Genomic DNA, 22,072 nt, shown 5'->3' with positions numbered 1-22,072 from the left:
CCCGGGAGACGCCATGTTCAACTGGATCGTGCGCCACAGCCTGCGCAACCGGCTGCTGGTGCTGGCCTTCGCGGCGCTGCTGCTGGTCTACGGCGCGCTGAGCGCGCTGCGCATGCCGGTCGACGTCTTTCCGGCGCTCGACAAGCCGGTCGTCACCGTCATGACCGAAGCCGGCGGGATGGCGCCCGAGGAGGTCGAGCAGCGCGTGACCTACCCGCTGGAGACGGCGCTCAACGGCATGCCGGGGGTCACGCGGGTGCGCTCGACCTCCGGCGTCGGCCTGTCGGTGGTCTACGCCGAGTTCGCCTGGGGCACCGACGTCTATCGCAACCGGCAGCTCGTCGCCGAACGGCTGGCGCTGGTGCGCGAGCAGATGCCCGCGGGCGTCAACCCGGCCATGGGGCCGGTCTCGTCGATCATGGGCGAGGTGATGCTGCTGGCGCTGCCGCTGGACGCGTCGGCGCGCGCGGCGGTGACGCCGATGCAGGCGCGCGAGTACGCCGACTTCGTGCTGCGGCCGCGGCTGCTGTCGGTGCCGGGCGTCGCGCAGGTGATCCCGATCGGCGGCGAGGTGCGCCAGCTGCGTGTCGAGCCCGACACCGCGCGCATGGCGCTGGCCGGCGTCTCGCTCGGCCAGATCGAGGCCGCGCTGCAGGGCTTCGCCGCCAACGCCGGCGGCGGCTTCGTCGATCTCGGCGGCCGCGAGGTCCTGATCCGGCACCTCGCCCGCACCACGCGTGCCGAGGACCTGCAGGGCCTGGCCGTCGCCTGGCGCGACGGGCGGCCGATCCTGCTCGAGCAGGTCGCGCGGGTCGGCTTCGCCGCCGGCGTCAAGCGTGGCGACGCCGGGCACGACGGCGCCCCCGCGGTGATCCTCAGCATCCAGAAGCAGCCCGACGCCGACACGGTGCGCGTGACGCGCGCGATCGAGGCCGCGCTCGACGAGCTCGCGCGCGCGCGGCCGGCCGGCCTGGCCGCCCCCGAGGTCCTGTTCCGCCAGGCCGACTTCATCCAGGCTTCGGTGGCCAACGTCGGCGAGGCGCTGCGCGACGGCGCGCTGATGGTCGCGATCGTGCTGTTCGCGTTCCTGCTGTCGGCGCGCACGACGCTGATCTCGCTGCTGGCGATCCCGCTGTCGCTGGCGGTGACGGCGCTGGTCTTCAAGGCGCTGGGCCAGTCGATCAACGTGATGACGCTCGGCGGGCTGGCGATCGCCATCGGCGAACTGGTCGACGACGCGGTGGTCGACGTCGAGAACATCCTGCGGCGGCTGCGGCACAACCGCCGGCTGGCCGAGCCGCTGCCGGTGTTCGAGGTCGTGCGCCAGGCCAGCGTCGAGGTGCGCTCGGGCATCGTCTACGCGACGGTCATCGTGGTGCTCGTCTTCGTGCCGCTGTTCGCGCTGCCGGGCATCGAGGGGCGGCTGTTCACGCCGCTGGGCATCGCCTACATCGTCTCGGTGCTGGCGTCGATGGGGGTGTCGATGACGGTGACGCCGGCGCTGGCGTCGTGGCTGCTGCCGCGCATGAAGAACCTCGACCACGGCGACAGCGCGCTGGTGGCCCGGCTCAAGCGCTGGGACGAGCGCCTGCTGGCCTGGTCGTTCCGGCGCTCGACGCTGCTGATCGGCTCGGCCGCCGTCGCGGTGGCCGCCGCCGCGGCCAGCGTGCCGTTCTTCCCGCGGGCCTTCCTCCCGGCCTTCAACGAAGGCTCGGCGGTCGTCGGCCTGCTGTTCGACCCCGGGACCTCGCTGCAGGAGAGCCGGCGCATGGGCGCGCTCGCCGAGTCGCTGCTGCTCACGGTGCCCGAGGTCGCCCAGGTCGGCCGCCGCACCGGCCGTGCCGAGCTCGACGAACACGCCGAGGGCGTGCACTCGTCGGAGATCGAGGTCGACCTGAAGCCCGGCGGGCGCGGCCGCGAGGCGGTGATGGCCGATCTGCGGCGGGTGCTGGCGGTGCTGCCGGCGCAGGTCAGCGTCGGCCAGCCGATCTCGCACCGGCTGGACCACCTGCTGTCGGGCGTGCGCGCGCAGGTCGCGGTGAAGGTCTTCGGCGAGGACACCGACACGCTGCGCGGCGTCGCCGAACAGCTGCGCCAGCGGCTGGCCGGCGTGGCCGGGCTGGTCGACCTGAGCGTCGAGAAGCAGGTGCTGATCCCGCAGCTCGTCGTGCGCCTGGACCATCGCAAGGCGGCGCAGGCCGGCCTGTCGCCGGGCGAGGCGGTGCGCGTGCTGCAGGCCCTGACCGACGGCGTGCCGGCGGCGCAGATCATCGACGGCGCCCGCCGCTACGACCTGGTGCTGCGCCTGCCCGACGACGCGCGCGGCCCGCGGCCGCTGGCGCAGGCGCTGATCGACACGCCCTCGGGCCGGATCCCGGTGTCGGCGATCGCGACCGTCGAGCAGACCGACGGCCCGAACCAGATCGGACGCGAGAACGGCCGGCGGCGCATCGTCGTCTACGCCAACAGCGACGGCTCGGACATGGCGCGCATCGTCGGCGAGATCCGCGCCGCGATCGCCGCGACGGCGCTGCCGCCGGGCGTCTCGGTCAGCCTCGAAGGCCAGTTCCAGGCGCAGGAGGAGGCGACGCGGCTGATCGCGGCCCTGTCGCTGGTGTCGCTGGCGATGGTGTTCCTGGTGCTGTTTTCGCGCTACCGCTCGGCGCTGCTGGCGGCGATCGTCATGGCCAACATCCCGCTGGCGCTAATCGGCAGCGTCGTCGCGATTTGGCTGGCCGGCGTGACGCTGTCGGTGGCCTCGATGATCGGCTTCATCACGCTGGCCGGCATCGCCTCGCGCAACGGCATCCTGAAGATCAGCCACTACCTCAACCTGATGCGGCTGGAAGGCGAGCCCTTCGGCGAGGCGATGGTCGTGCGCGGCTCGCTCGAGCGGCTGACGCCGGTCCTGATGACGGCGCTGGTGGCCGCGTTCGCGCTGACGCCGCTGCTGATGTCGGGCGACGCACCGGGCAAGGAGATCCTGCACCCGGTGGCCGTCGTCATCTTCGGCGGCCTGGTGAGCTCGACGCTGCTGGACACGCTGCTGACGCCGGTGATGTTCCTGCGCTGGGGCCGCGAAGCCGCCGAACGTCTGCTCGCTTCGCCGTCCGACGAGCCCCCGGGCCGGCCGCGCGAGGCTTTCTGAACCCCCTGTCGGAGATCATGATGAAGAAGACTGCCCTGACCCTGGCCGCCACGTTCGTGTGGGCGCTTGCCGTTCCCGCGCAGGCGCACGGCGACGCCACGCCGATGTACGGCGGTGTCGTCCAGGTGGTGTCGGACCTGCAGTTCGAGCTGGTGGCGCAGCCCGGCGGCGCGGCGCTCTACGTCGTCGACCACGGCCAGCCGGCCGATGCGTCGGCGATGGGCGGCCGGCTGGTCGTGCTCAACGGCACGCGCAAGACCGAAGCCGCGCTGAAGCCGGCCGGCGGCAACCGGCTGGACGCCGCCGGCATCGTCGTCGGCAAGGGCGCGAAGGCCATCGCGACGGTGAACCGGCCGGGGGCCGCGCCGCTGACCGTCCGGTTCTCGATGTGAAGCCGGCGGCTCAGCCGTGGGCCGTCGCCGACAGCCTGAACACCGAGACCACCTCGACGAGCTGCTGGGCCTTCACCTTCAGGCTCTCCGCGGCGGCGGCGCTCTGTTCGACCAGCGCGGCGTTCTGCTGCGTCGCCTGATCCATCTGGCCGACCGCGCTGCTGACCTGCTGCACGCCGCCGCTCTGCTCGACGGTGGCCGCGGTGATCTCCGAGACGATGTCGCTGACACGGCGCACCGAGGCGACGATGTCCTGCATCGTCTGGCCCGCCTTGTCCACCAGCGCGCTGCCTTGCTCCACCTGCTCGACGTTGCGGGTGATCAGCGCCTTGATCTCGCGCGCCGCCTCGGCGCTGCGCTGGGCCAGCGTGCGCACCTCGCCGGCCACCACCGCGAAACCGCGGCCCTGTTCGCCGGCACGCGCGGCCTCGACGGCGGCGTTGAGCGCCAGGATGTTGGTCTGGAAGGCGATGCCGTCGATGACACCGATGATGTCGCCGATCTTGCGGCTGGAGCCGTTGATGCCCTGCATCGTGCTGACGACCTCGCCGACGACCTCGCCGCCGCGGCCCGCCAGGTCGGCAGCGCCCTGGGCCAGCTGGTTGGCCTGCTTGGCGTTGCCTTCGGTGTTGCGCACCGTGCCACCCAGCTGCTCCATCGTCGCCGCGGTTTCCTGCAGCGCGCTGGCCTGTTCCTCGGTGCGCTGGCTCAGGTCCTGGTTGCCCTGAGCGATCTGCACGCTCGCCGTGGCCACGCTGTCCGCGTTCTGGCGCACCGAGTGCACCACCTTGGCCAGCGAGTCCTGCATCTGCGACATGGTCTGCAGCAGCGGCGACAGCTCGTCGCGCACGTCGTCACGCACCGGCACCGTGAAGTCACCGGCGCTGACACGCTCGACGACGGTGCGGGCCGCGGCCACGCGCGTCTTCAGGCGCCGCGCGATGCTCCACGAGAACACCATCAGGCCGACGGTGATCAGCACCACCAGCACGCCGAGCTGCAGCCGCGTGGCGTCGGCCTTGTGCTCGACCTCCGCGACCTCGTCGGACAGCAGCTTGCTCTGGCGCCCACGTTCCTCGCTGAGCCACTGCTGCATGCCGGCGAAGGTCGGCACGGTCGTCTTCAGCAGCATCTCGAACGCGGCGTCCTTCTGGCCGCCTTGCACCAGCTTCATGTTCTCCACGGCAACGGGCCAGGTGCGGTCCTGCATCGCCAGCCAGACCTGCTTGAAGGCCTGCTTGCCTTCTTCGGTCGGGATGTCGGCGAGGAAGGCGTTGTCGTTGCGCGTGATCTGCTCGCGGCGCGAGGCGATCTCCTTGGCTGCGGCCTCGACCTCGGCCGGCGAGGTCACGAGCAGCGCGTGGCGGATCGCCGCCATCACCTGGGTGACGGCCAGCTCGGTGCTGGCGATGCGCTCGAGCTGCAGCATCTTCACCGCCCCCGCGTCCTTGGCCAGGGCCGAGACCTGCCCGAGCTGCACCCAACTGGAAACCGCCAGGCTCGCCAACGCGAGGATCAAGGCCCCCGAGACCGCGTAAAGCCGCTGGGAAATGCTGAACCGCTTCAAAACGCTCATCTATTACTCCTCCGGATGGCCTCGTTTTCTTCGGCCGTGCGCGATCCCGCTTGACGGTGCCGGCCGTGCGTATCACACGATCGGCGCGGTATCAAACCCGATGGGCAAGCTGCTTTTGCGGGGCAGGCGGGCGTAGTTCACGAACCGGCCGCGCCCGCCGCACCGGGGCGCTGGCACAGCGGCCGCAACACCTCGGCCAGCGTGCGCACCGCCGCTTCCATCTCGTGCGGGGCGTGGGCCGCATAACCCATCAGGAAACCGGCCTCGTGGCGGCCCGACGCGTGCAGCGCCGTCAGCCCCAGAACGTCGATGCCGGCGCGGCGCGCCGCGGCCACGGCGTCGCGTTCGGGGATGTCGCGCACGAAGACGCAGGGCATCTGAAGGCCGCCGGCCGGCACACGCGCTTCGACGAGCTCAGCCAGGTGCTCGCGCAGCAGCCGCGCCAGCGCGTCGCGCCGTTCGGCGTAGACGGCACGCATCGTGCGCACGTGGGCGCCGTAGTGGCCGCCTTCGATGAAACGCGCCAGCGTCAGCTGCGGGATCGGCGCGCTGTGGCCGTCCATCAGCGTGCGCGCCACGGTCATTGGCGCCACCAGTGGCGGCGGCAACACCATGTAGGCGATGCGCAGGCCGGGGAACAGCGACTTGGTGAAGGTGCCGATGTAGATCGTGCGCTCGTGCGCGTCCAGGCCCTGCACGCAGGCCGTGGGTTTGCCGGCGTAGTGGAACTCGCTGTCGTAGTCGTCTTCGATGATCCAGCCTTGCCGCTGCCGCGCCCATTCGATGACCGCCAGGCGCCGGTCCAGCGCCAGCGTGGCTCCGGTGGGGAACTGGTGCGACGGCGTCAGGAACACGGCCGGCGCCGCGCCGCCGGGCGGGCAGGGCGCGGCGACGAGCCGCTCGACGCACAGGCCGTCGGCGTCCACCGGCACCGGCACGCAGGCCAGCCCCGCGGCGTCGAAAGCCTTGCGTGCGCCGTGATAGGCCGGGTCCTCGATGAAGACCGGGTCGCCGGCGTCGAGCAGCACCTGGGCGCACAAGGCCAGGGCCTGCTGCGAGCTGGTCAGCACCAGCACACGCTCGGCGCTGGCGCGGGCGCCGCGTTCGAGGTTGACGTAGTCGGCGATGGCGCGCCGCAGCGCCTCCACGCCCTGCGGCGGGCTGTGCAGCAGCGCCCGGGCGCCGTGTTCCTTCAGCACCTGGCGCTCCAACCGCTCCCAGGTCGGCAGAGGGAAACCGCGCGTGTCGGGCACGCCGGGCGCGAACGGGCGCGGCGCCGGGAAGTCGTGCACGCCGCCGCCGTCGAACATCGCCTGGCCGCGCCGGCTCAGCCGCAGCGCCGGCGCCGGGGCCGCAGGCGCGGGCCGCGGCTGGCCGCGCCCCGGCAGGCGGCGGGCGCGTTCGGAGACGAAGCTGCCGCTGCCGACCCGCCGCTCGATGAAACCTTCGGCATGCAGCTGCGCGTAGGCCGATTCGACGGTGTCGCGCGACACGCCCAGCGAGCGCGCCAGCGCACGCGACGCCGGCAGCGGCCGGCCGACGTCGAGCACGCCGTCGAGGATCAGCTGGCGCAGCGCGCGCTGCACCCGGGCATGCAGCGGCAGCGCGCGCTGCGCCGGGTCGCCGATCCAGGCTTTCACCGACTCGAGCTGGGCGTGTTTGAACAATTGGTCTGGTGCTTGTTGGAAAAATGGCGGGGCTCATCCGGCCATTGCAAAACTATAAACGGCGTCACCGCCGCTGCATGTCGCCGCCAGGAGCCTTCGCCCGATGTCGTCCGTCCCGTCCTCTTCGCCGTTTCGCTGGCGCGATGTCGCGCATCCCGTCGTCGCCGGGCTGATCTCGGTGATCGTCAACTACGGCGGCACCTTCATCCTGGTGTTCCAGGCGGCCCGGGTGGCGGGCCTGGGGCCGGAGCTGACGGCGTCCTGGGTGTGGTCGGTGTCGATCGGCGTCGGCGTGACCGGCATCGTGCTCAGCTGTCTGTCGCGCGAGCCGGTCATCACCGCCTGGTCGACGCCGGCGGCGGCTTTCCTCGTCACGGCGCTGGCGAGCACGCCGTACGCCGAGGCGGTCGGCGCCTACCTCGTCTCGGCCGCGGCCTTCGTGCTGCTGGGCCTGTCGGGCTGGTTCGAGCGTGTCATCCGGCTGATCCCGCCGGGCGTGGCCGCCGGGCTGCTGGCCGGCATCCTGCTGCCTTTCGGCATCGGCGCTTTCGGCGGCATGAGCCTGGACCCGCTGCTCGCCGGCCTGCTGATCCTGGCCTACGTCGGCTTCAAACGTTTCTCCGCGCGGTATGCGGTGGTCGGCATCCTGGTGCTGGGGCTGGCCTTCCTGCTGCTGCAGCAGCGTGTCGACCTCGGCGGCCTGAGCCTGACGCTGGCCCGGCCGGTGTTCACGATGCCGGCGTTCTCGCTCAACGCCTTGCTGAGCGTCGCGCTGCCGCTGTTCCTGATCACGCTGACCGGCCAGTACATGCCCGGCATGCTGGTGCTGCGCAACGACGGTTTCCGCTGCAGCGCCAACCCGATCGTCGCGCTGACCGGCTTCGGCTCGCTGCTGATGGCGCCGTTCGGCTCGCACGCCTTCAACATCGCCGCGATCACGGCGGCGATCTGCACCGGCCGCGAGGCGCACGAAGACCCGTCCAAACGCTGGATCGCCGGCATCGCCGCCGGCGTCTTCTACATCCTCGTCGGCGTCTTCGGGGTGACGCTGGCGGCGGTCTTCATGACCTTCCCGTCGACCTTCATCACGACGCTGGCCGGACTGGCGCTGCTGGGCACGATCGCCGGCAGCCTGGCCGCGGCGATGGCCGAGCCGCGCACCCGCGAGGCCTCGCTGATCACCTTCCTGGCAGCGGCGGCCAACATCCAGCTGCTGGGCGTCGGCGGCGCTTTCTGGGGCCTGGTGATCGGGCTGGCCGCGCACGCGCTGCTCAACGGCCGCTGGCCGCGGCGGCAGCCGGCCGCCGTGGCGCTGCCGGCCGACAGGCGGGCTGTCTGATGGACACGCCCACCGGCCACGACCGCCACGGGCTCTATCCCGAGGCGACGAGCGTCGAGCACATCGGCCGCAACCTGGCCGAGGTGCAGGCCCGCATCGCCGCCGCCTGCCGGCGTGCCGGCCGCGATCCGGCCGGCGTGCGCCTGCTGCCGGTGAGCAAGACCCAACCCGAGAGCCGCCTGCGCCTGGCGCATGCCGCGGGCTGCCGCCAGCTGGGCGAGAACAAGGTCCAGGAAGCGCATCTCAAATGGCAGGCGATGCAGGACCTGGCCGATCTGCGCTGGTCGCTCATCGGCCATCTGCAGACCAACAAGGCCGGGCTGGTGGCGCGTTTCGCCAGCGAGTTCCAGGCGCTGGACAGCCTGCGGCTGGCCGCGGCGCTGGACCGCCGCCTGCAGCTCGAAGGGCGGGCGCTGGACGTCTTCGTGCAGGTCAACACCTCGGGCGAAGCGAGCAAGTACGGGCTGGCGCCCGAGGACCTGCCGGCCTTCGTCCGGGCGCTGCCGGCTTTCAGTGCCTTGCGCGTGCGCGGACTGATGACGCTGGCGCTGTTCTCCAGCGACGCGGCACGCGTGCGCCAGTGCTTTCGTCTGCTGCACGGGCTGCGCGAGCGCCTGCGGCAGGACGCTCCGTCAGGGCTCGTGATCGACGAGCTGTCGATGGGCATGTCCGGCGACTTCGAGATCGCCGTCGAGGAGGGCGCCACCGTCGTGCGCGTCGGCCAGGCGATCTTCGGCGCCCGTGCGCTGCCGGACCGTCATTACTGGCCCGGTGCCGCGCCCTGAGGCCGGGAGCCGCGCGCCGGATCCTTGCCGCGCGCCGCCTACGCGCCCGTCAGCAGCAGCAGCGACAGCCAGGCGCCGGTGACGTAGGTCCCGGCGGCGCCGACGAAGCGCAGCGCCGACGGCCGCGACAGCGTCCTGGCCGTCAGCAGCCCCAGCGCCAGCAGCAGGCGCGCGGCGGTGGCCGCGACGATCAGCCCCAGCACCAGGCCCGAAGGCGAGCGGCTGCCAAGCAGCAGGAACAGCAGGCCGAGGAAGGGTGCGTACTCCGCGGTGTTGCCGTGCGCCCGCACCAGCCGGTTCAGCAGGCTGTCGGGATCGTCGTCCACGCCGATCAGCCGCCGGCTGCGGCCGCGGGCGCCCGACACCGCCAGGCCCAGCCCGAACAGCAGCAGGCCGAGCAGCGCGGTGCAGACCAGCGCGACCGGATGAAGCTCCGCGAATGGCATCTTGTCTCCTCGTGAAAACGCGGCGCGGGGCCGCCGGATCTCAGCGGCCCGGGGCGGCCGGCTGCAGGCTGATGCGCCGCCGGGGGTAGTCGATCGTGACGACGTAGTCCTGCAGGAAGGCGTTGCCGATGCGCAGATCCCAGCGCTCGTCGTCGTGGCCCGAGCCCGGCGCGTAGAGCACGGCTGGCACCCGGCGCGCCGCCACCGGGCCCAGGCGGAACTCGCCCACCTCGGTGCGGCGGTGCGTGGCCGCGCCGTTGATGCCGACCGAGCTCGCCGCGGGCAGTTCGTCCAGGCGCCCGTCCAGGCCCAGCGCCGCGGCGGCGCGCGGCGTCAGCTGCAGGCTGGCGTTGGAGCCGGTGTCCAGGTTGGCGACCAGCCGGTGGCCGTCGACCAGCGCGCCGTCGATCAGGATCTCGTCCTCGTCGCGAAACGGCAGCGCCGCCGCGTCCAGCGCGGGCGGCATCGCGGCCAGGAAGCGGATGCGCCGCTGCGCATACTCGAACTGCACGACGCGCCCGGCCAGCAGGCTGTAGCCCAGCACCGCGCGGATCGGGCGGCCCAGCGCCTCGCGCACCTGGGACAGGTCCAGCGCCAGCGCGTCCACGTCGCGGGCCTGCAGCGCGCCCAGGGCCACGCTGGGGATGCGCGTCTCGCGCGCCGGGTTGCGGCCGGCGCCGCCGCCGGCCACCTCGGCTGCCGGGCCGGTGGTCTGCAGGCCCAGCTCGCGGGCCGTCGCGGCGTCGATGCCCGACGGGTTGACGCCGGTGTCCAGCAGCACCTCGTAAGGCCCGGAACCGGCCAGCATCGCCTGGACGACGACGCTGTGGCGGTGGAACTCGAAGCCGACCTCGGCCAGCGTCGGCGTGCTGCCCAGCCGCTCGGCCAGAAAACGCAGCACCTGCTGCTGGGCGTCCTCACGCGCCGCCGGGTTGGGCGCGACCGTGACGCCCTGGCCGGGATGCACGCCGTTGGGCACGTCGGCGCGGTGCCGCGGCGCCTTCAGCGCCGGGTTGTCGAAGTCGTGGAAGGTGTCGGGGTAGGTGACCAGGCGCACCGAGTCGCCACGCGCATTGGCGCTGGCGGCCAGCACGCGGCAGGCCTCGGCCGGGGTCCAGTCGTCGGCCTCGCCGATCAGCAGCAGCAGCGGCACCGCCGGGTGGAAGTCCTCGGGATGGCGGGCGCGGGCGCTGCAGCCGGGGTAGAAGGCGATCGCGGCGTCGTAGCGCGGCGCGCCGGGGCGCTGGCCGGTGATCGTCGCCAGCACGCTGCCGGCGCCGTGCGACCAGCCCAGCAGCGCGATGCGTCCGGCCGCCACCTCGGGCCGCGTGCGCAGATAGGCCAGCGCGGCGTCGGCGTCGCCGGCGCGGTCGTGTTCCTTCAGCGTGCGCTCCTTCATCGGCTGGGTGCAGAGCTCGCGCACGCCGCGCGGGCCGAAGCTGTCGAGCATCAGCGCCAGGTAGCCGTGCGCGGCGAGGAACTCGCCCCACATGCGGTGGCGCGGGTTGAGCGTGCCGTCGCGGCCGTAGGCGCCGCCGCAGCCGTGCATCATCACGACGGCCGGGTGCGAGCCGGCGCCCTCGGGCGCGAAGACGAAGCCGGCCAGCGGCGCCGGCGACGAGGACAGGCCGGCGGTGGGGATCTCGACGGGCTGCGGCGGCGCGGCCGCCGCAGCACTGGCCGCCAGCAGCCCGGTGCAGGCCGCCAAGGCCGTCAGCATCGAGACGATTCGCCGGGGGATCGGAAGGCGTGGCATCGGTCGTGGACTCCGCCGGCGCGCACCGACGCCGGGCGGGGCGCAAGCCTACGCCATCGTGGCGGCGCACGCCGGGTGCGGCGAGTGTTGGGATACTCGCGTCTGCCATGCCGTTCCGATTCCCGCGATGACTTCGCCGACGCCGCAGCCCCTGGCCCTGAAGATCCTGGTCGGCGTCGCGCTGCTGGGTCTGCTCTACATGGGCCGCGACGTGTTCGAGCCGATCGCGCTGGCGATGATGCTGGGCTTCGTGATGGCGCCGATCGTGCACCGCATCCGCCGCCTGGGCCTGGGCCAGGCGCCGGCGGCGATCGTCGCGCTGCTGCTCGTCGGCGCGGTGGTGGGCGCCATCGGCAGCGTCATCGTCGGCCAGCTCGGCGATCTGTCGCAGGAACTGCCGCGCTACGAGAACAACGTGCGCCAGAAGATCGGCACGCTGCGCGAGACGATGCTGCGGCCGCTGCAGGAGGTGCAGGGCCGCGCCGGCCGCATCGTCGGCGATCTCGGGCCGGCGCCGTCGGCGGAGCCTGCCGCGCCGCAGCCGGCCGACGACGGCGCCAGCGTCTCGCTGGCCGGCCAGCTGGTGGCCGCGGTCTGGGGGCCGCTGGGTTTCGTCGGCGTCGTCGTGCTGGTGCTGGTGTTCGCGCTGCTCGAGCAGGGCGCGCTGCGCGACCGGCTGGTGCGGCTGGTCGGCGGGCGCGACCTGCGTGCCGCCACCAGCGCGCTCGACGACGCCGGCCAGCGTCTGTCGCGCTACTTCATCTCGCAGTTCGCGGTGAACGCCGGCGTCGGCCTGGCGATCGGCGGGCTGCTGGCGCTGCTGGGCGTGCCGCACGCGGCGGTCTGGGCGGTGCTCGGCGGCCTGCTGCGCTTCGTGCCCTACGTCGGCTTCCCGGCGGCGGCGCTGCTGGCCGGCGCGATGGCCGCGGCGATGGTGCCGGGCTGGGAGCTGATGCTGCAGACGCTGGCCGTGTTCCTCGCCGTCGAACTCGCCGCCGCCTACGTCGTCGAGCCCCAGCTGTACGGGCACACGACCGGCCTGTCGCCGTTCTCGGTGGTCGTCGCGGCGATCTTCTGGGGCGCGCTGTGGGGGCCCGTCGGTCTGCTGCTGTCGACGCCGCTGACGCTGTGCCTGGTGGTCGCCGGGCGTCATGTGCCGTCGCTCGCCTTCCTCGACCTGCTGCTGGGCGACGCGCCGGCGCTGGACCTGTCGCAGCGCTTCTACCAGCGCTCGATCAGCGGCGACGCGGTGGAGATCCTGGCCGACGCCCGTGCATTCCTGAAGCGCAAGCCGCTGGCCGCGTACTGCGACAAGGTCGTGATGCCGGCCTTCGAGCTGGCGCGGCAGGATTTCGAACGCCAGCAGATCAGCCCGCAGCAGCAGGCCGCGGCGCAGCGCGTGATCCTGCAGGTGCTGGCCGAGCTGACACGCTCGCCGCTGCCGGCACGCCGCCGCGCCGCGGTGCTCGACGGCAGCGGCCTGGGCCTGCGCCTGCGCCGCGAACGCGAGAGCGTCGAAGGGCGCTGGCAGGGCCCGCTGGACGTGCCGCCGGGCTCCTTGATGCTCTGCGTCAGCCTGCCCGACCCCGGCTCCGAGCTCAGCGCCGAGCTGCTGGTGCGCGTGCTGCGCAGCGAGCGCTTAGACGCCCGCCACGCGACCGTCAAAGAGCTCGCCGAGGTGCCGCCGGACGCACGCGCCGACGCCGTCGGCGTGGTCTTCGTGGTCTGCAGCGGCGAGGCCTCGGCCGAGGACGTCGGTGCGCTCGACGCCTGCCTGGCGCAGCTGCCGCAGGCGCGTGTCGTCGCGCTGCTGCCGGCCCAGATGGCGGCGCAGCCGCCGCGCGACCCGCTGTCGTCCGAGCGCCACCACCACACCGCCTACTCGTTCGAAGAGGCCCTGAGCCTGGTGCAGCGGCGCCCGGCCTGACGCGATCGGGGGCCGGCAGCAACACAGCGGCTGGCCAGCGCCCAGGCGCGTGCCAGCGCCGACCAGGCGAGCGCCAGCTACCGCCAGACGGTGCTGACGGCGCTGCAGGAGGTGGAAGACAACCTCGTGCTCGCCGACCAGCTGCGCCAGCAAGCCGAGTGGCAGCAGCGGGCGCTGCAGGCGGCGCGGCGCAACCTGGAGATCACGCAGGACCAGTACCGTGCCGGCACGGCGAGCTACCTCGCCGTCGTGACGGCGCAGACCGCCGCCTACACCAGCGAGAGCAGCTGGCTGGCGCTGCGCGACCGCCAGCTCGCGGCGGTGAACCAGCTGCTGAAGAACATCGCCGGGCGCTGGCAGCCGGTCTGAGGTCCGCGGCGCGCCGCGCTGGCTGGACCCCGGCCAGCCGTGTCGCCCGCGCGCCGCTCAGGCTCGGCGCGGCGTCGGGCGTGCCGGTACCCGGCCGCGAGGCGTCGTCTGCCCCCGCGCCGCCCGGTCCAGGCGGGGCGGGAGATCGTTCGCGCGCCAGCTGCACAGGACGCCGACGGCGAACATCAGTGCCGCCAGCACGAGCAGCAGGCCGACGTGGCCGGTGCGGTCCAGCAGCAGGCCGCCCAGGACGGGCACCGCCAGCCGGCCGAGCGCGAACAGGCTCGACTGCAGGCCGTAGTCGGCGGCCGCGAGGTCTTGCCGCGAGAAGTGCATCGTCAGCGCGAAGGCCAGTGCGGCGATGTAGCCCATCGCCGCAGCGAGGCCGGCTGCGGCGGCGACGATGAGCGGGCCCGGGCTGTGGCGCGAGGTGGCGAGGGCCAGCGCGGCGAGCGCGGCGAAGCCCAGCCAGGCGCCCGCCGGCACCGCGCGGCGCAGGCCGATGCGCCGCGCCAGGGCCGCGGCGGCTAGGCTGGATACCGCGGCGACGGTGCCGCCGCCGACGCCCGCCAGGCCTGCCACCTGCCCGGGCTCGAAGCCCTGGTCCAGCATCAGCGGCTTCAGGTAGAACCAGGCGGTGCCCACGAACGGAAAGTAAAGCAGCAGCAGCGCGCTCCAGGTCAGCGCCCCCGGTCGTGCGATGAAGCCGTGCAGGTCCCGGCGCAGGCTTTTGTGTCCCGGACCCGGCGCACGGCGACGCTCCGTTTCGCTCGCGGCACTGGAGCGCAGCGGCAGCAGCAGCACGGCGCCCGCCAGCAGCATGCCGGCCAGCACCAGGAACGGGGCCCGCCAGCCCCAGCGAAGCTGGAGCATCAGCATCAGGCCGCCGCCGACGATGGCGCCCAGCGACAGCGCCGCCGAGCGCAGGCTGCCGGCGCGCAGGCGCTGGTCCGCCGGCAGGCAGCGGATGGCCAGCGCGTTGACCGGCACGTCCGCCCAGGTGGCCAGCCACGCGGCGCTGAAGGCCAGCGCAAACAGCCTCCACGGGCTGCCGAGCAGATCGCTCCAGCCCAGCAGCAGCAGGTTTCCCGCCAGCAGCAGGCACAGCGCCAAGGCCCATTGCCGGTAGCGCAGCGAGGGCTGCCGGCCGTGCTCCAGCGGCCGTGCGAGCAGGAACTTGCAGACCGTGGGCAGCCCGGCGAGCTGGAACAGGCCGATCTCCACGCCCGACCATCCGTGCTGGCGCATCAGCAGCGGCAGGCCCAGCCACAGGTAGACGCTGGGTGCCGTCAGCGCCAGGTTCAGCCAGCCGAACAACGCCTGCAGGCCGAGCAGGCGCACCCGCTCAGACATGGCAGGCCTGGGCCTGTGCGGGCGCCGCCGGCTTGCGCGCGACCACGACCTGCACCGGCGCCATCGGGAACAGGCCCGAGGTGGTCTGTTCGATGTCGGAGAAGCCGGCGGCGGCCAGCGCGGCAGCCGTGCCGCCTTGCGCCAGCACGTGGCGCCCGGCCAGGCGCATCGGCAGGTAGAAGGGCATGACGCACGCGGCGTCTTCGGCCTCGGCCGACAGTTCCGCGTGCACGCACACCAGCCAGCCGCCCGGCACCATGGCCGCCATCAGCTTGTCCAGCGTGGCCGCGACCTCGGGCACGAAGTGCAGCACCGACGAGCACCACACGAGGTCGAAGCCGGTCGGCAGCGGGTCGGCGGCGATGTCGCCGCCCTGCGCCTGCAGGCGCCCGCCGAGGCCGGCGACCTCGATGTTCTCGTGTGCCACGGCAGCGGTCTCGGGCCAGTCGAACACCACGCCTTCGAGTTGCGCGAAGCGCTGCGCCAGCGCGATCGCGATCCAGCCCGGCCCCCCGCCCAGGTCCAGCAGCCGGCGTGCCTGCGCCGCCTGGGGCAGACGCTCCAGGATCGCCAGAGCCGCAGCCGCGCTGACCGCGCGCTGCTCCTGCCCGATCTGGGCGCGTGCCGCGCTGGCCCAGCCGGCGCCGGTGGCTGACTGGAACGGGCTGTCGGTCAGGCGAGGGCCCTTCTCGACGTGCTGGCGCAGTCGGCCCGACAGGCAGCGCAGCGAGGCCAGCCGGTAGCGCCAGGCGTCGCCGCAGAAGCGCGGCGACGGACGTGCAAGGTGTTCCCGGGCCACCGGCGCGAGTTCGTAGCGGGCCGGTTCTCCGGGTTGCCGCTGCAGCAGCCCGATGCTCCAGAGCAGCTCCAGCAGATGGGCGGTGTTGGCGGCATGCAGGCCGCGCCGAGCCGCCAGCTGCGCGGCCGTCGAGGGCTGCAGCAGCTCCTCGAACAAGCCGAGGTCGAGCGCCGTGTCCAGGGCTTCGGCGCGCACGGCGCTGGCTGCCAGGTCCCAGCAGGCGTGAAGGGGGTGAAGAGACGAGCTGTTCATGTTCAGGGGGGTCCTCAGATTCGCCAGTCCAGGCGCAGGCCGAACTCGCGGGGTGGGCTGTAGACGGTGACGTTGCCGTTCTGGTAGCCGACGGCGTCGTAGCGCCTGTCGGCGGCGTTGCGCACGTAGGCGCCGATCTCGAAGCGCCCCAGGCGCTGCCCGGCCTGCAGGTTCAGCAGCCCGTAGCCGGGGCGGCTGTAGCGGTTCGCGGCGTCGAGGTGGACCTTGCCGGTCGCGTACAGCTGGGCCTGGACGTGCCAGCCGGCCGCCGCGTCGTGACGCAGGACGAGGTGGCCCGACGCGTCCGGGGCGAAGGGGTTGCGGTGGCCGTCGTAGACCGCGCTGCCGTCGCGGAAGCGGTCCAGGCGCGTGCGGTTGAGCGCCATCCCGGACTGCAACTGCCAGCCCTCGCCGAGCAGCCAGTCCAGCTCCAGCTCCGCGCCGGTGGCGTGGCCGCGGGCGGCGTTGGTGATGTAGACCAGGCCCGGCTGGGGCATCTGCTGAACTTGCATGTCGTCCATGCGCATGCGGTACAGCGACGCCGAATAGCGCAGCCGCTGGTTGGCCAACGTGCCTTTGACGCCCAGTTCCAGCGATTGCAGCTTCTCGGGCGCATAGGCGGCGTAGCCGGCGGCAGGAACGAACACGTTGAACCCCCCGGCGCGCACGCCGCGGCTCAGGCTCGCATGCAGCGCGGTCGCCGCGCCGGGCTGGTACTGCAGCGCGAGCCGCGGCGAGACCGGGGTGCTGCGCGTCGACTGCCGGTCCTGGCCTCGTGGCTGGAACTCGATCGCGTGGCGCTCGACGCGCGCACCGGCCTGCAGCGTCCAGCGTGCGGTCAGCGGCAGGCTGCCGTTGGCGAACAGCGCCATGCCGTGTCCCTGCAGAGTGGCTGGCGAGCGCAGGCTCGTCGCGGCCATCTGCTGGACGTTGAGCAGGTCGTGGTTGTCGCGGTCGGCGTAGAGGCCCAGCAGCCAGGGCGCGCGCGCATCCCGGTCCTCGATCCGAAGTTCCTGCGACAGGCTCCGGAAACGGTGGTCGCGCGCGATGTGCAGCCTGTCGGCGGGCTCGAAGTCGGTGTCCTGCTGGACCCGGTCGCGGTAGAGGTTGTAGGCCGTGACCGAGTGCAGGCTCAGGCTGCCGCCGAGCTCGCGGGCCAGGTTCAGCGATGCCGTGTCGCCGGAAGAGCGGTTCCAGCTTGGCGTGCCCGAGCGCACGGTCGCGCGCCGGGCCGAAGGCGAGCCCCAGAGGGCGGCCCCGTCGTCGAAGGCCTGGCGGGCGTAGCGCAGCGTGGCGTCGGTCCGGCTGTCGGGAGTCCAGCGCAGCGCCAGCTTCTGCTGTTCCCGACGGCGGTCGTCGGCGCGCCGGCCGGTCTCCAGGTTGTCGATGAAGCCGTCCTGACGGCTCCAGTCGCCGGCGAAGCTCGCATACAGCGTGTCCTGAACCAGGGGGCGGCTCAGTTCCATGCGCAACGAACGCCCCGAGCGGCTGGACAGGCCTGCCGACACCGCGCTGCGTGGCGTGTTGCCGGGCTGGCGGGTCTGGATGTTGATCACCCCGGCCTCGGCGTTGCGGCCGTACAGCGTGGACTGCGGGCCGCGCAGCACCTCCACCCGCTCGACGCCGAGCAGACCGTCTTCGAAGCCCTGGGCCATCAGGGTCGGAACACCATCGACCAGCAGCAGCGTCGACGAGGAGAACGAGAAGAACTGGGCCGAGACTCCGCGCATCACCGCCGAGTGCACGCCTGCCTGGCCGAAGGGCTGGAAGGACAGGCCGGGCGTGATCTGCTCCAGCGTTTCCAGGCGATCGACGCCGTCGGCGTCGAGCAGCTCGCCGTCGTGCACCGTCACGCTGGCCGCCACGGCCTCGATGCGCTGGGCCTGCTTGTGGGCCGTCACGGTGATGGCCGGCAGAACGGAGGGCGGCGCGGTGGGGTCCTGCGCCTGGGCGAGCGGGCCCAGACCGGCCAGGGTCAGCGCGCCGAGCGCGCGGGGAAGATCGGGACAGAGCCGGAGAGAGGTCACGGAGTGGATTTCCTGCGGTGCGGCAGCCGGGATTCGGACCTCGCCAGTCTCTCTTCAGATGAGAATGACTATCATTAGAGTTCTTCTGCGAGCCGGCCTCATTCGTCTGCGTGCGGACCGTTCCGTCCCGATACCCATGCCCCTCGATTGCGAGCACGCTGCGCCGGATACCGCTCTGGCGGCCCCGGCCGATGCCGGCTGGCAGCGCCTGCCGGCGCTGCCGGGCAGCACGGTGGAGAAGCTGGACATCGAACCCGGGCTGACGGTGGTGCGCTCGAGCGTGCTGCCGCGCGATGAAGTGCGCGAGGCGAGCACCAACCCGCCGGGCCGCGGCACGCTGGTGCTGACCGTCGGCCTCGAGGGGCGATCGGCTTTCCGTGGCGCACGCGGTGAGCACCTCGGCTTCGCGGCGGGCTACGTCACCGCCGCGGCTTTCGTCTGCAGCGCCGGCGAGCGCTGTTATGCAGCCGGTGAGCGCGTGGTGCAGTTGCGCCTGCTGGTGGACGAGGACGCGGTCGCCAGGTGGCTGGGGCCGGAGGTCTGCCGTCGCCTGATGCCGGCGCGTGGCGTGCGTGCACTGAGCTCGGCGCGCTCGTCGCCCGGCGGCATCGCCCACGCGCAGGCCCTGCTGCGCGGCGCCGGGGCGCGCGGGTTGGCGGCCCTGGACCGCCGGATTCATGCGCTCAGCCTGCTGGCCGAGCAGGTGCGCGTGCTGGGCCTGTCGTTGCCCGCCGCGTCAGGGCCGTCGCGTCGCCACGAGCACGACCGTTTGGCCAGAGCCCGCGACCTGATGCACGCGCGGCTGGACCGACCGCTGACGATTGCCGGCCTCGCCGCCGAAGTCGGCATGAGCGAGACTCGCTTCAAGGCCGGTTTCCGCGAGGCCTTCGGTGTTCCGCCCGGACAGATGCTGCTGCAGCTGCGCATGGAGCGGGCCAAGGCGCTGCTCGACGCCGGCTGCCAGGTGGCCCAGGCTGGCTGGCAGGTGGGCTATGCCCATCCCGGCAACTTCAGCACCGCGTTCACGCGCCACGTCGGCTGCACGCCGCGGGACTGGCTGACAAAAGCCGCGCGGCGGCGCTGAGGTCGGCGGCCCGCCCGGTCAGCGCTCGCGGCCGCCGAATGCCGGCGTCGCGTCGGCGCACACGGCTGGCGCCGCCCAGACACTGGGCGCCGGCCCGTGGTGCACGCGCCGGGCGGTCGCGTGCGCCATCCAGGCCAGCAGCGCCGCGCCGGCGGTGGCCGTCAGGTCCACCGCCAGGGCCGCGCCCGAGGCCGGCGCCCAGGGGCCCAGCCCGGGCGCGAGCACGCCGACCAGCGAGCTGGCCGGGATCGCGGCCGTCAGCACCACCGCGGCCCGCAGCAGGTGCACCGACGCCCGCGCGCTGCCGCGCACGAAGGCCCAGCCCAGCGCAGCGAAGAACACCGCGTAGTACAGCCAGCGGTGGCCGGCGCCGACGTCGTCGACCAGCCCCGGCAGCCACTTGGCCGCCGCGATCGTCGCCGAGAGGCCGCAGACGCTGCCCAGGCAGACGCCGATCGTCGCCGCGGCCATCCAGCGCGTGCGCCGCGGCGGCTCGGCGCCGCGTTTGCGCCGGCTCTCGATCCACAGCAGGTTGCCGCTGTAGAACAGCCAGGCGCCGGCCAGCCCGAGCCCGAAGTACATCCACTTCACCGGGTCGCCGGCGAACGAGGCCATGTGCAGCGCGAAGAAGCTGCTGATGACCTGGTTGGGGGCGGACTGGTGGCCGGGCAGCGAATCGTGGTTGACGACGCGTGCGCTGTACGGGTCGACGACGACGAAGCCGCCGCGCGCGCGTGGCGCCACCGCGCTTTCGTCCTGGCCCCAGACGCGCACCGCGGCGCGTGGGCCGGTGACCTGAACGTACTGCATCGCCGTCGGCTCGAAGCCGGGCGCCACGGCGTGCACCGCGGCCAGCAGTTCGGCCGGCGCGCGCATCGCCGCCAGGTCGCGCGGCGCCGCGCCAGCACTGGCCGCCGGGCGCTGGAAGGCGCTGGCGAGCCGGCCTTCGTGCAGCAGGCGGTCCTGCAAGGCGTAGATCCCGTCGTGGAAGGCGAAGACCACCGCCGTCAGCGCCATCACGACGTGGAAGGGCAGGCTGACGATGCCGACGACGTTGTGCGCGTCCAGCCACATGCGCTTGAGGTTGCGGCCCAGGCGCAGCGCGAAGAAGTCTTTCACCAGCGACGGCAGCAGCACGATCACGCCGGACACCAGCGCGACGGCGTACAGCGCCGACACCACGCCCATCACCCAGCGGTTGGGGTCGTTGTCCACCGGCAGGCCGACGACGCGGTGCAGCACGTCGATGAAGTCGCCCAGCTGCGACGGCGCCGCCGGCTGCGCGACGGCGCGGCCCTCGGCGTCCAGCGTGGCGGCGAAGTGGCGTACGTGGCGGTGGTCGTGGTCGTCCCCGTCGCCGTCGCGCACCGTCCAGCTCAGCCGGCCGGGCACGTTCTCGGTGTCTTGCAGATGCAGCGTGAAGCCGCGTGCGGCCGCCGGCTCGGCCTGCAGCGTGCGCAGGATCAGCTCCTGGGCACGCTCCAGCGGCACCGCGGCCTGCTGCGCCGGCGGGCTGGCCCAGCGCTCCAGCGGCTCCTTGAAGACGGTGAGGGCGCCGGCATAGAAGGCGATGAACAGCGCCATGCCGGAGACGATGCCGGTCCAGGTGTGGACCGACTTGTAGATGCGCAGGACGTCGGCTCGCATGGCGGGTCAGGAAAGGAACTGGCGCAGCAGCGCCCAGGCGCCGAAGACGGCGAGGTTGGCCAGGCCCAGGCCCCGCCATGCCCGCCAGCCGTCGGCGAAGAAGTAGCAGCCCGACAGCGTGCCGAGCCAGATCGGCGCCACCATCCACATCGCGAGCTGGGCGCGCACGGGCAGCGGCAGGCCGGTCGCCAGCACGCTGAACACCGCGCTGCAGCCCAGGCCCAGCGTCAGCCCGAGCACGGTGCCGGCCAGCGTCTTGGCCAGCCAGTCGCGGCGGATCGGTTCAGCGCGGGCCATCGTCGGGTCTCCGCAGCATGCCGCGCAGCGCGCCCAGGTAGGGCAGCACGGTCAGCGTCAGCATCAGCGCGGTGGCGAAGCAGAAGGCCGCGGCCAGCGGCTGCAGGCCCTGGCCGAACAGCCCGATCGCCGCGGCCCACAGCAGCCAGGCGGCCGCGCGCGCCGGACGCGCCGGCCAGGGACGCGGGCGCCAGCGCTGGTGCGCTGACGCCAGGTACAGGCTGGCGCTGCCGGCCAGCGTCGCGATCAGCCCGAGGAGCGTGAAGCTCATGAGCGGTCCTTGTCGCGCCCGGCGGGCGCCGGCGCGTCGGGTTGATCGAGGAAGAACTGCATGCCGCGCGACAGCGCCGGCAGCCAGACCCAGCCGTGGTTCTCGCCGGCGAACTCGTGGAAGGCGACGCGGCCCTGCCACGACGGCTGCGCCTGCAGCCGCGCGGCCAGCGAGCGCGCCTCGCCGACCATGGGCCGCTGCGCCAGCAGGGCCCGCGTCTCGGGCGACAGGCGCCCGGGCGGCGGCTCGTCCTCCAGCGCGCCGACGCTGATCTGCAGCCGCGGCAGCGCCGCCGCCGGCAGCGCCAGCGCGCCGTCCAGGCCGTCGAGCACGCGCCGCCCGTTCCACCAGATCGACGGGCTGGAGGCCAAGAAGGTCGAGAAGCTCGCCGGCCGCGTGAGCGCCGCGTGCAGCACCAGCAGGCCGCCGAAGGAATGGCCGAAGAGCGCCTGGCGGCGTGCATCGAGCCGGTGGCGCCCGGCGATGCGGGGCTTGAGCTCGCGTTCGATGAAGTCGAGGAAACGCTCGGCCCCGCCTTCCTGGCCGGCGTGTCCGCGTTCGCCGACGCCGACGGTGTAGTCGCGCCGCCGCGCCGGCACGTCGAAGTCGGCCTCGCCGGGGTAGCCGACGCCGACGACGAGCACCGGCGGGTGGCCGGTGACCTCGCGCCGCGCGGCCACCGAACGCGCCAGGAAGGCCGCCACCGGGAAGGCGGCGTTGCCGTCGAGCACGACCAGCATCGGGTAGCCCGCCGGCGGCGGCGGCGCGTCGGGCTCCGAGACGAAGATGCGGTAGCGCTGGCCGGTGGCCTCGGACGCCATGTCGAACTGGCGTGCACCGGGCAGCAGCACCGGCGCGTCGGCCGCCGGCGCGGCGCCGGCGGCCAACGCCAGCGCCAGGCCGGCGAACACGCGCCTCAGGGTCGTCGCGCGCACGG

Annotated in this window: 18 protein-coding genes; 7 read left to right on the top strand and 11 right to left on the bottom strand. The window is 73.3% G+C overall.

The window, feature by feature from the left end; genetic code table 11:
* The first annotated feature begins 13 nt into the window (after nt 1-13).
* Nucleotides 14-3,148 carry an efflux RND transporter permease subunit gene (locus EV684_RS09675; RefSeq protein WP_132646610.1) on the top strand — a complete coding sequence of 1,045 codons (3,135 nt, stop codon included), beginning with the start codon at nt 14-16 and terminating at the stop codon, nt 3,146-3,148.
* A 20-nt stretch (nt 3,149-3,168) separates the two neighbouring features.
* Nucleotides 3,169-3,540, top strand: coding sequence for a hypothetical protein (locus tag EV684_RS09670; RefSeq protein WP_132646608.1), 372 nt, complete (start codon nt 3,169-3,171; stop codon nt 3,538-3,540).
* Nucleotides 3,541-3,550: 10 nt separating this feature from the next.
* Here EV684_RS09670 and EV684_RS09665 read toward each other — a convergent pair whose 3' ends face one another.
* Nucleotides 3,551-5,116, bottom strand: a complete 1,566-nt coding sequence (locus EV684_RS09665) for a methyl-accepting chemotaxis protein (RefSeq protein ID WP_132646606.1) — start codon at nt 5,114-5,116, stop codon at nt 3,551-3,553.
* Between the two features lie 137 nt (nt 5,117-5,253).
* On the bottom strand, nt 5,254-6,783 hold the full coding sequence (gene pdxR, locus EV684_RS09660; protein WP_132646604.1) for a MocR-like pyridoxine biosynthesis transcription factor PdxR: 1,530 nt from the start codon (nt 6,781-6,783) through the stop codon (nt 5,254-5,256).
* A 103-nt stretch (nt 6,784-6,886) separates the two neighbouring features.
* Between pdxR and EV684_RS09655 the strand changes: the two genes are divergently transcribed.
* Both EV684_RS09655 and EV684_RS09650 read left to right on the top strand, forming a co-directional pair.
* Entirely contained in the window at nt 6,887-8,122 is a 1,236-nt protein-coding gene (locus EV684_RS09655; protein WP_132646602.1) for a benzoate/H(+) symporter BenE family transporter, read from the top strand.
* Nucleotides 8,122-8,907 carry a YggS family pyridoxal phosphate-dependent enzyme gene (locus EV684_RS09650; protein ID WP_132646600.1) on the top strand — a complete coding sequence of 262 codons (786 nt, stop codon included), beginning with the start codon at nt 8,122-8,124 and terminating at the stop codon, nt 8,905-8,907. Before EV684_RS09655 ends, EV684_RS09650 begins: the two co-directional genes overlap by 1 nt.
* Nucleotides 8,908-8,945: 38 nt before the next feature.
* On the opposite strand, the gene EV684_RS09645 is transcribed toward EV684_RS09650, so the two are convergent.
* Together EV684_RS09645 and EV684_RS09640 are read right to left on the bottom strand one after the other, a co-directional pair.
* Nucleotides 8,946-9,353, bottom strand: coding sequence for an MAPEG family protein (locus tag EV684_RS09645; protein ID WP_014429276.1), 408 nt, complete (start codon nt 9,351-9,353; stop codon nt 8,946-8,948).
* 40 nt (nt 9,354-9,393) lie between these two features.
* Nucleotides 9,394-11,073 (bottom strand): aspartyl protease family protein, encoded by a 1,680-nt coding sequence (locus tag EV684_RS09640; protein ID WP_165908449.1) that lies wholly within the window; start codon nt 11,071-11,073, stop codon nt 9,394-9,396.
* A gap of 163 nt (nt 11,074-11,236) precedes the next feature.
* Between EV684_RS09640 and EV684_RS09635 the strand changes: the two genes are divergently transcribed.
* Both EV684_RS09635 and EV684_RS09630 read left to right on the top strand, forming a co-directional pair.
* Entirely contained in the window at nt 11,237-13,036 is a 1,800-nt protein-coding gene (locus tag EV684_RS09635) for an AI-2E family transporter (RefSeq protein WP_132646596.1), read from the top strand.
* A 30-nt stretch (nt 13,037-13,066) separates the two neighbouring features.
* Nucleotides 13,067-13,405 carry a TolC family protein gene (locus EV684_RS09630; protein ID WP_132646594.1) on the top strand — a complete coding sequence of 113 codons (339 nt, stop codon included), beginning with the start codon at nt 13,067-13,069 and terminating at the stop codon, nt 13,403-13,405.
* A gap of 57 nt (nt 13,406-13,462) precedes the next feature.
* Here the strand turns inward: EV684_RS09630 and EV684_RS09625 are convergent, their stop codons facing one another.
* From EV684_RS09625 to EV684_RS09615, 3 genes are read right to left on the bottom strand one after another with little or no spacing between them, the layout of a single operon-like run.
* Entirely contained in the window at nt 13,463-14,758 is a 1,296-nt protein-coding gene (locus tag EV684_RS09625; RefSeq protein WP_132646592.1) for an MFS transporter, read from the bottom strand.
* Nucleotides 14,751-15,809, bottom strand: a complete 1,059-nt coding sequence (locus tag EV684_RS09620; RefSeq protein WP_132646590.1) for a methyltransferase — start codon at nt 15,807-15,809, stop codon at nt 14,751-14,753. Before EV684_RS09620 ends, EV684_RS09625 begins: the two co-directional genes overlap by 8 nt.
* 14 nt (nt 15,810-15,823) lie before the next feature.
* The gene (locus EV684_RS09615) at nt 15,824-17,836 is read right to left on the bottom strand and encodes a TonB-dependent receptor (protein WP_243651131.1); all 2,013 of its coding nucleotides are present in this window, start codon (nt 17,834-17,836) and stop codon (nt 15,824-15,826) included.
* A 58-nt stretch (nt 17,837-17,894) separates the two neighbouring features.
* Between EV684_RS09615 and EV684_RS09610 the strand changes: the two genes are divergently transcribed.
* Nucleotides 17,895-18,920, top strand: a complete 1,026-nt coding sequence (locus EV684_RS09610) for a helix-turn-helix domain-containing protein (protein WP_243651129.1) — start codon at nt 17,895-17,897, stop codon at nt 18,918-18,920.
* An 18-nt stretch (nt 18,921-18,938) separates the two neighbouring features.
* Here the strand turns inward: EV684_RS09610 and EV684_RS09605 are convergent, their stop codons facing one another.
* From EV684_RS09605 to EV684_RS09590, 4 genes are read right to left on the bottom strand one after another with little or no spacing between them, the layout of a single operon-like run.
* Nucleotides 18,939-20,567: a PepSY-associated TM helix domain-containing protein gene (locus EV684_RS09605; protein WP_132646588.1), complete on the bottom strand. Its 1,629-nt coding sequence runs from the start codon at nt 20,565-20,567 to the stop codon at nt 18,939-18,941.
* 6 nt (nt 20,568-20,573) lie between these two features.
* Nucleotides 20,574-20,864: a hypothetical protein gene (locus tag EV684_RS09600; protein WP_132646586.1), complete on the bottom strand. Its 291-nt coding sequence runs from the start codon at nt 20,862-20,864 to the stop codon at nt 20,574-20,576.
* Nucleotides 20,851-21,135: a hypothetical protein gene (locus EV684_RS09595; RefSeq protein ID WP_132646584.1), complete on the bottom strand. Its 285-nt coding sequence runs from the start codon at nt 21,133-21,135 to the stop codon at nt 20,851-20,853. The genes EV684_RS09600 and EV684_RS09595 overlap by 14 nt, the downstream gene beginning before the upstream one ends.
* Nucleotides 21,132-22,070 carry an alpha/beta hydrolase gene (locus EV684_RS09590; RefSeq protein WP_132646582.1) on the bottom strand — a complete coding sequence of 313 codons (939 nt, stop codon included), beginning with the start codon at nt 22,068-22,070 and terminating at the stop codon, nt 21,132-21,134. Before EV684_RS09590 ends, EV684_RS09595 begins: the two co-directional genes overlap by 4 nt.
* Between the last annotated feature and the right edge of the window lie 2 nt (nt 22,071-22,072).

The organism is Rubrivivax gelatinosus (genome assembly GCF_004340905.1).
In the GTDB taxonomy this organism is placed as follows: Bacteria; Pseudomonadota; Gammaproteobacteria; order Burkholderiales; family Burkholderiaceae_C; genus Rubrivivax; species Rubrivivax gelatinosus.
The sequence above is the reverse complement of the archived record's forward strand: the minus strand, read 5'-3'. Positions and strand labels throughout refer to the sequence as shown.

Coding starts and splice junctions, on each gene's coding strand:
- EV684_RS09675 (WP_132646610.1), top strand. CDS start 14: ATGTTCAACTGGATCGTGCGCCACAGCCTGCGCAACCGGCTGCTGGTG.
- EV684_RS09670 (WP_132646608.1), top strand. CDS start 3,169: ATGAAGAAGACTGCCCTGACCCTGGCCGCCACGTTCGTGTGGGCGCTT.
- EV684_RS09665 (WP_132646606.1), bottom strand. CDS start 5,116: ATGAGCGTTTTGAAGCGGTTCAGCATTTCCCAGCGGCTTTACGCGGTC.
- EV684_RS09655 (WP_132646602.1), top strand. CDS start 6,887: ATGTCGTCCGTCCCGTCCTCTTCGCCGTTTCGCTGGCGCGATGTCGCG.
- EV684_RS09650 (WP_132646600.1), top strand. CDS start 8,122: ATGGACACGCCCACCGGCCACGACCGCCACGGGCTCTATCCCGAGGCG.
- EV684_RS09645 (WP_014429276.1), bottom strand. CDS start 9,353: ATGCCATTCGCGGAGCTTCATCCGGTCGCGCTGGTCTGCACCGCGCTG.
- EV684_RS09640 (WP_165908449.1), bottom strand. CDS start 11,073: ATGCTGACGGCCTTGGCGGCCTGCACCGGGCTGCTGGCGGCCAGTGCT.
- EV684_RS09635 (WP_132646596.1), top strand. CDS start 11,237: ATGACTTCGCCGACGCCGCAGCCCCTGGCCCTGAAGATCCTGGTCGGC.
- EV684_RS09625 (WP_132646592.1), bottom strand. CDS start 14,758: ATGTCTGAGCGGGTGCGCCTGCTCGGCCTGCAGGCGTTGTTCGGCTGG.
- EV684_RS09620 (WP_132646590.1), bottom strand. CDS start 15,809: ATGAACAGCTCGTCTCTTCACCCCCTTCACGCCTGCTGGGACCTGGCA.
- EV684_RS09610 (WP_243651129.1), top strand. CDS start 17,895: ATGAGAATGACTATCATTAGAGTTCTTCTGCGAGCCGGCCTCATTCGT.
- EV684_RS09605 (WP_132646588.1), bottom strand. CDS start 20,567: ATGCGAGCCGACGTCCTGCGCATCTACAAGTCGGTCCACACCTGGACC.
- EV684_RS09600 (WP_132646586.1), bottom strand. CDS start 20,864: ATGGCCCGCGCTGAACCGATCCGCCGCGACTGGCTGGCCAAGACGCTG.
- EV684_RS09595 (WP_132646584.1), bottom strand. CDS start 21,135: ATGAGCTTCACGCTCCTCGGGCTGATCGCGACGCTGGCCGGCAGCGCC.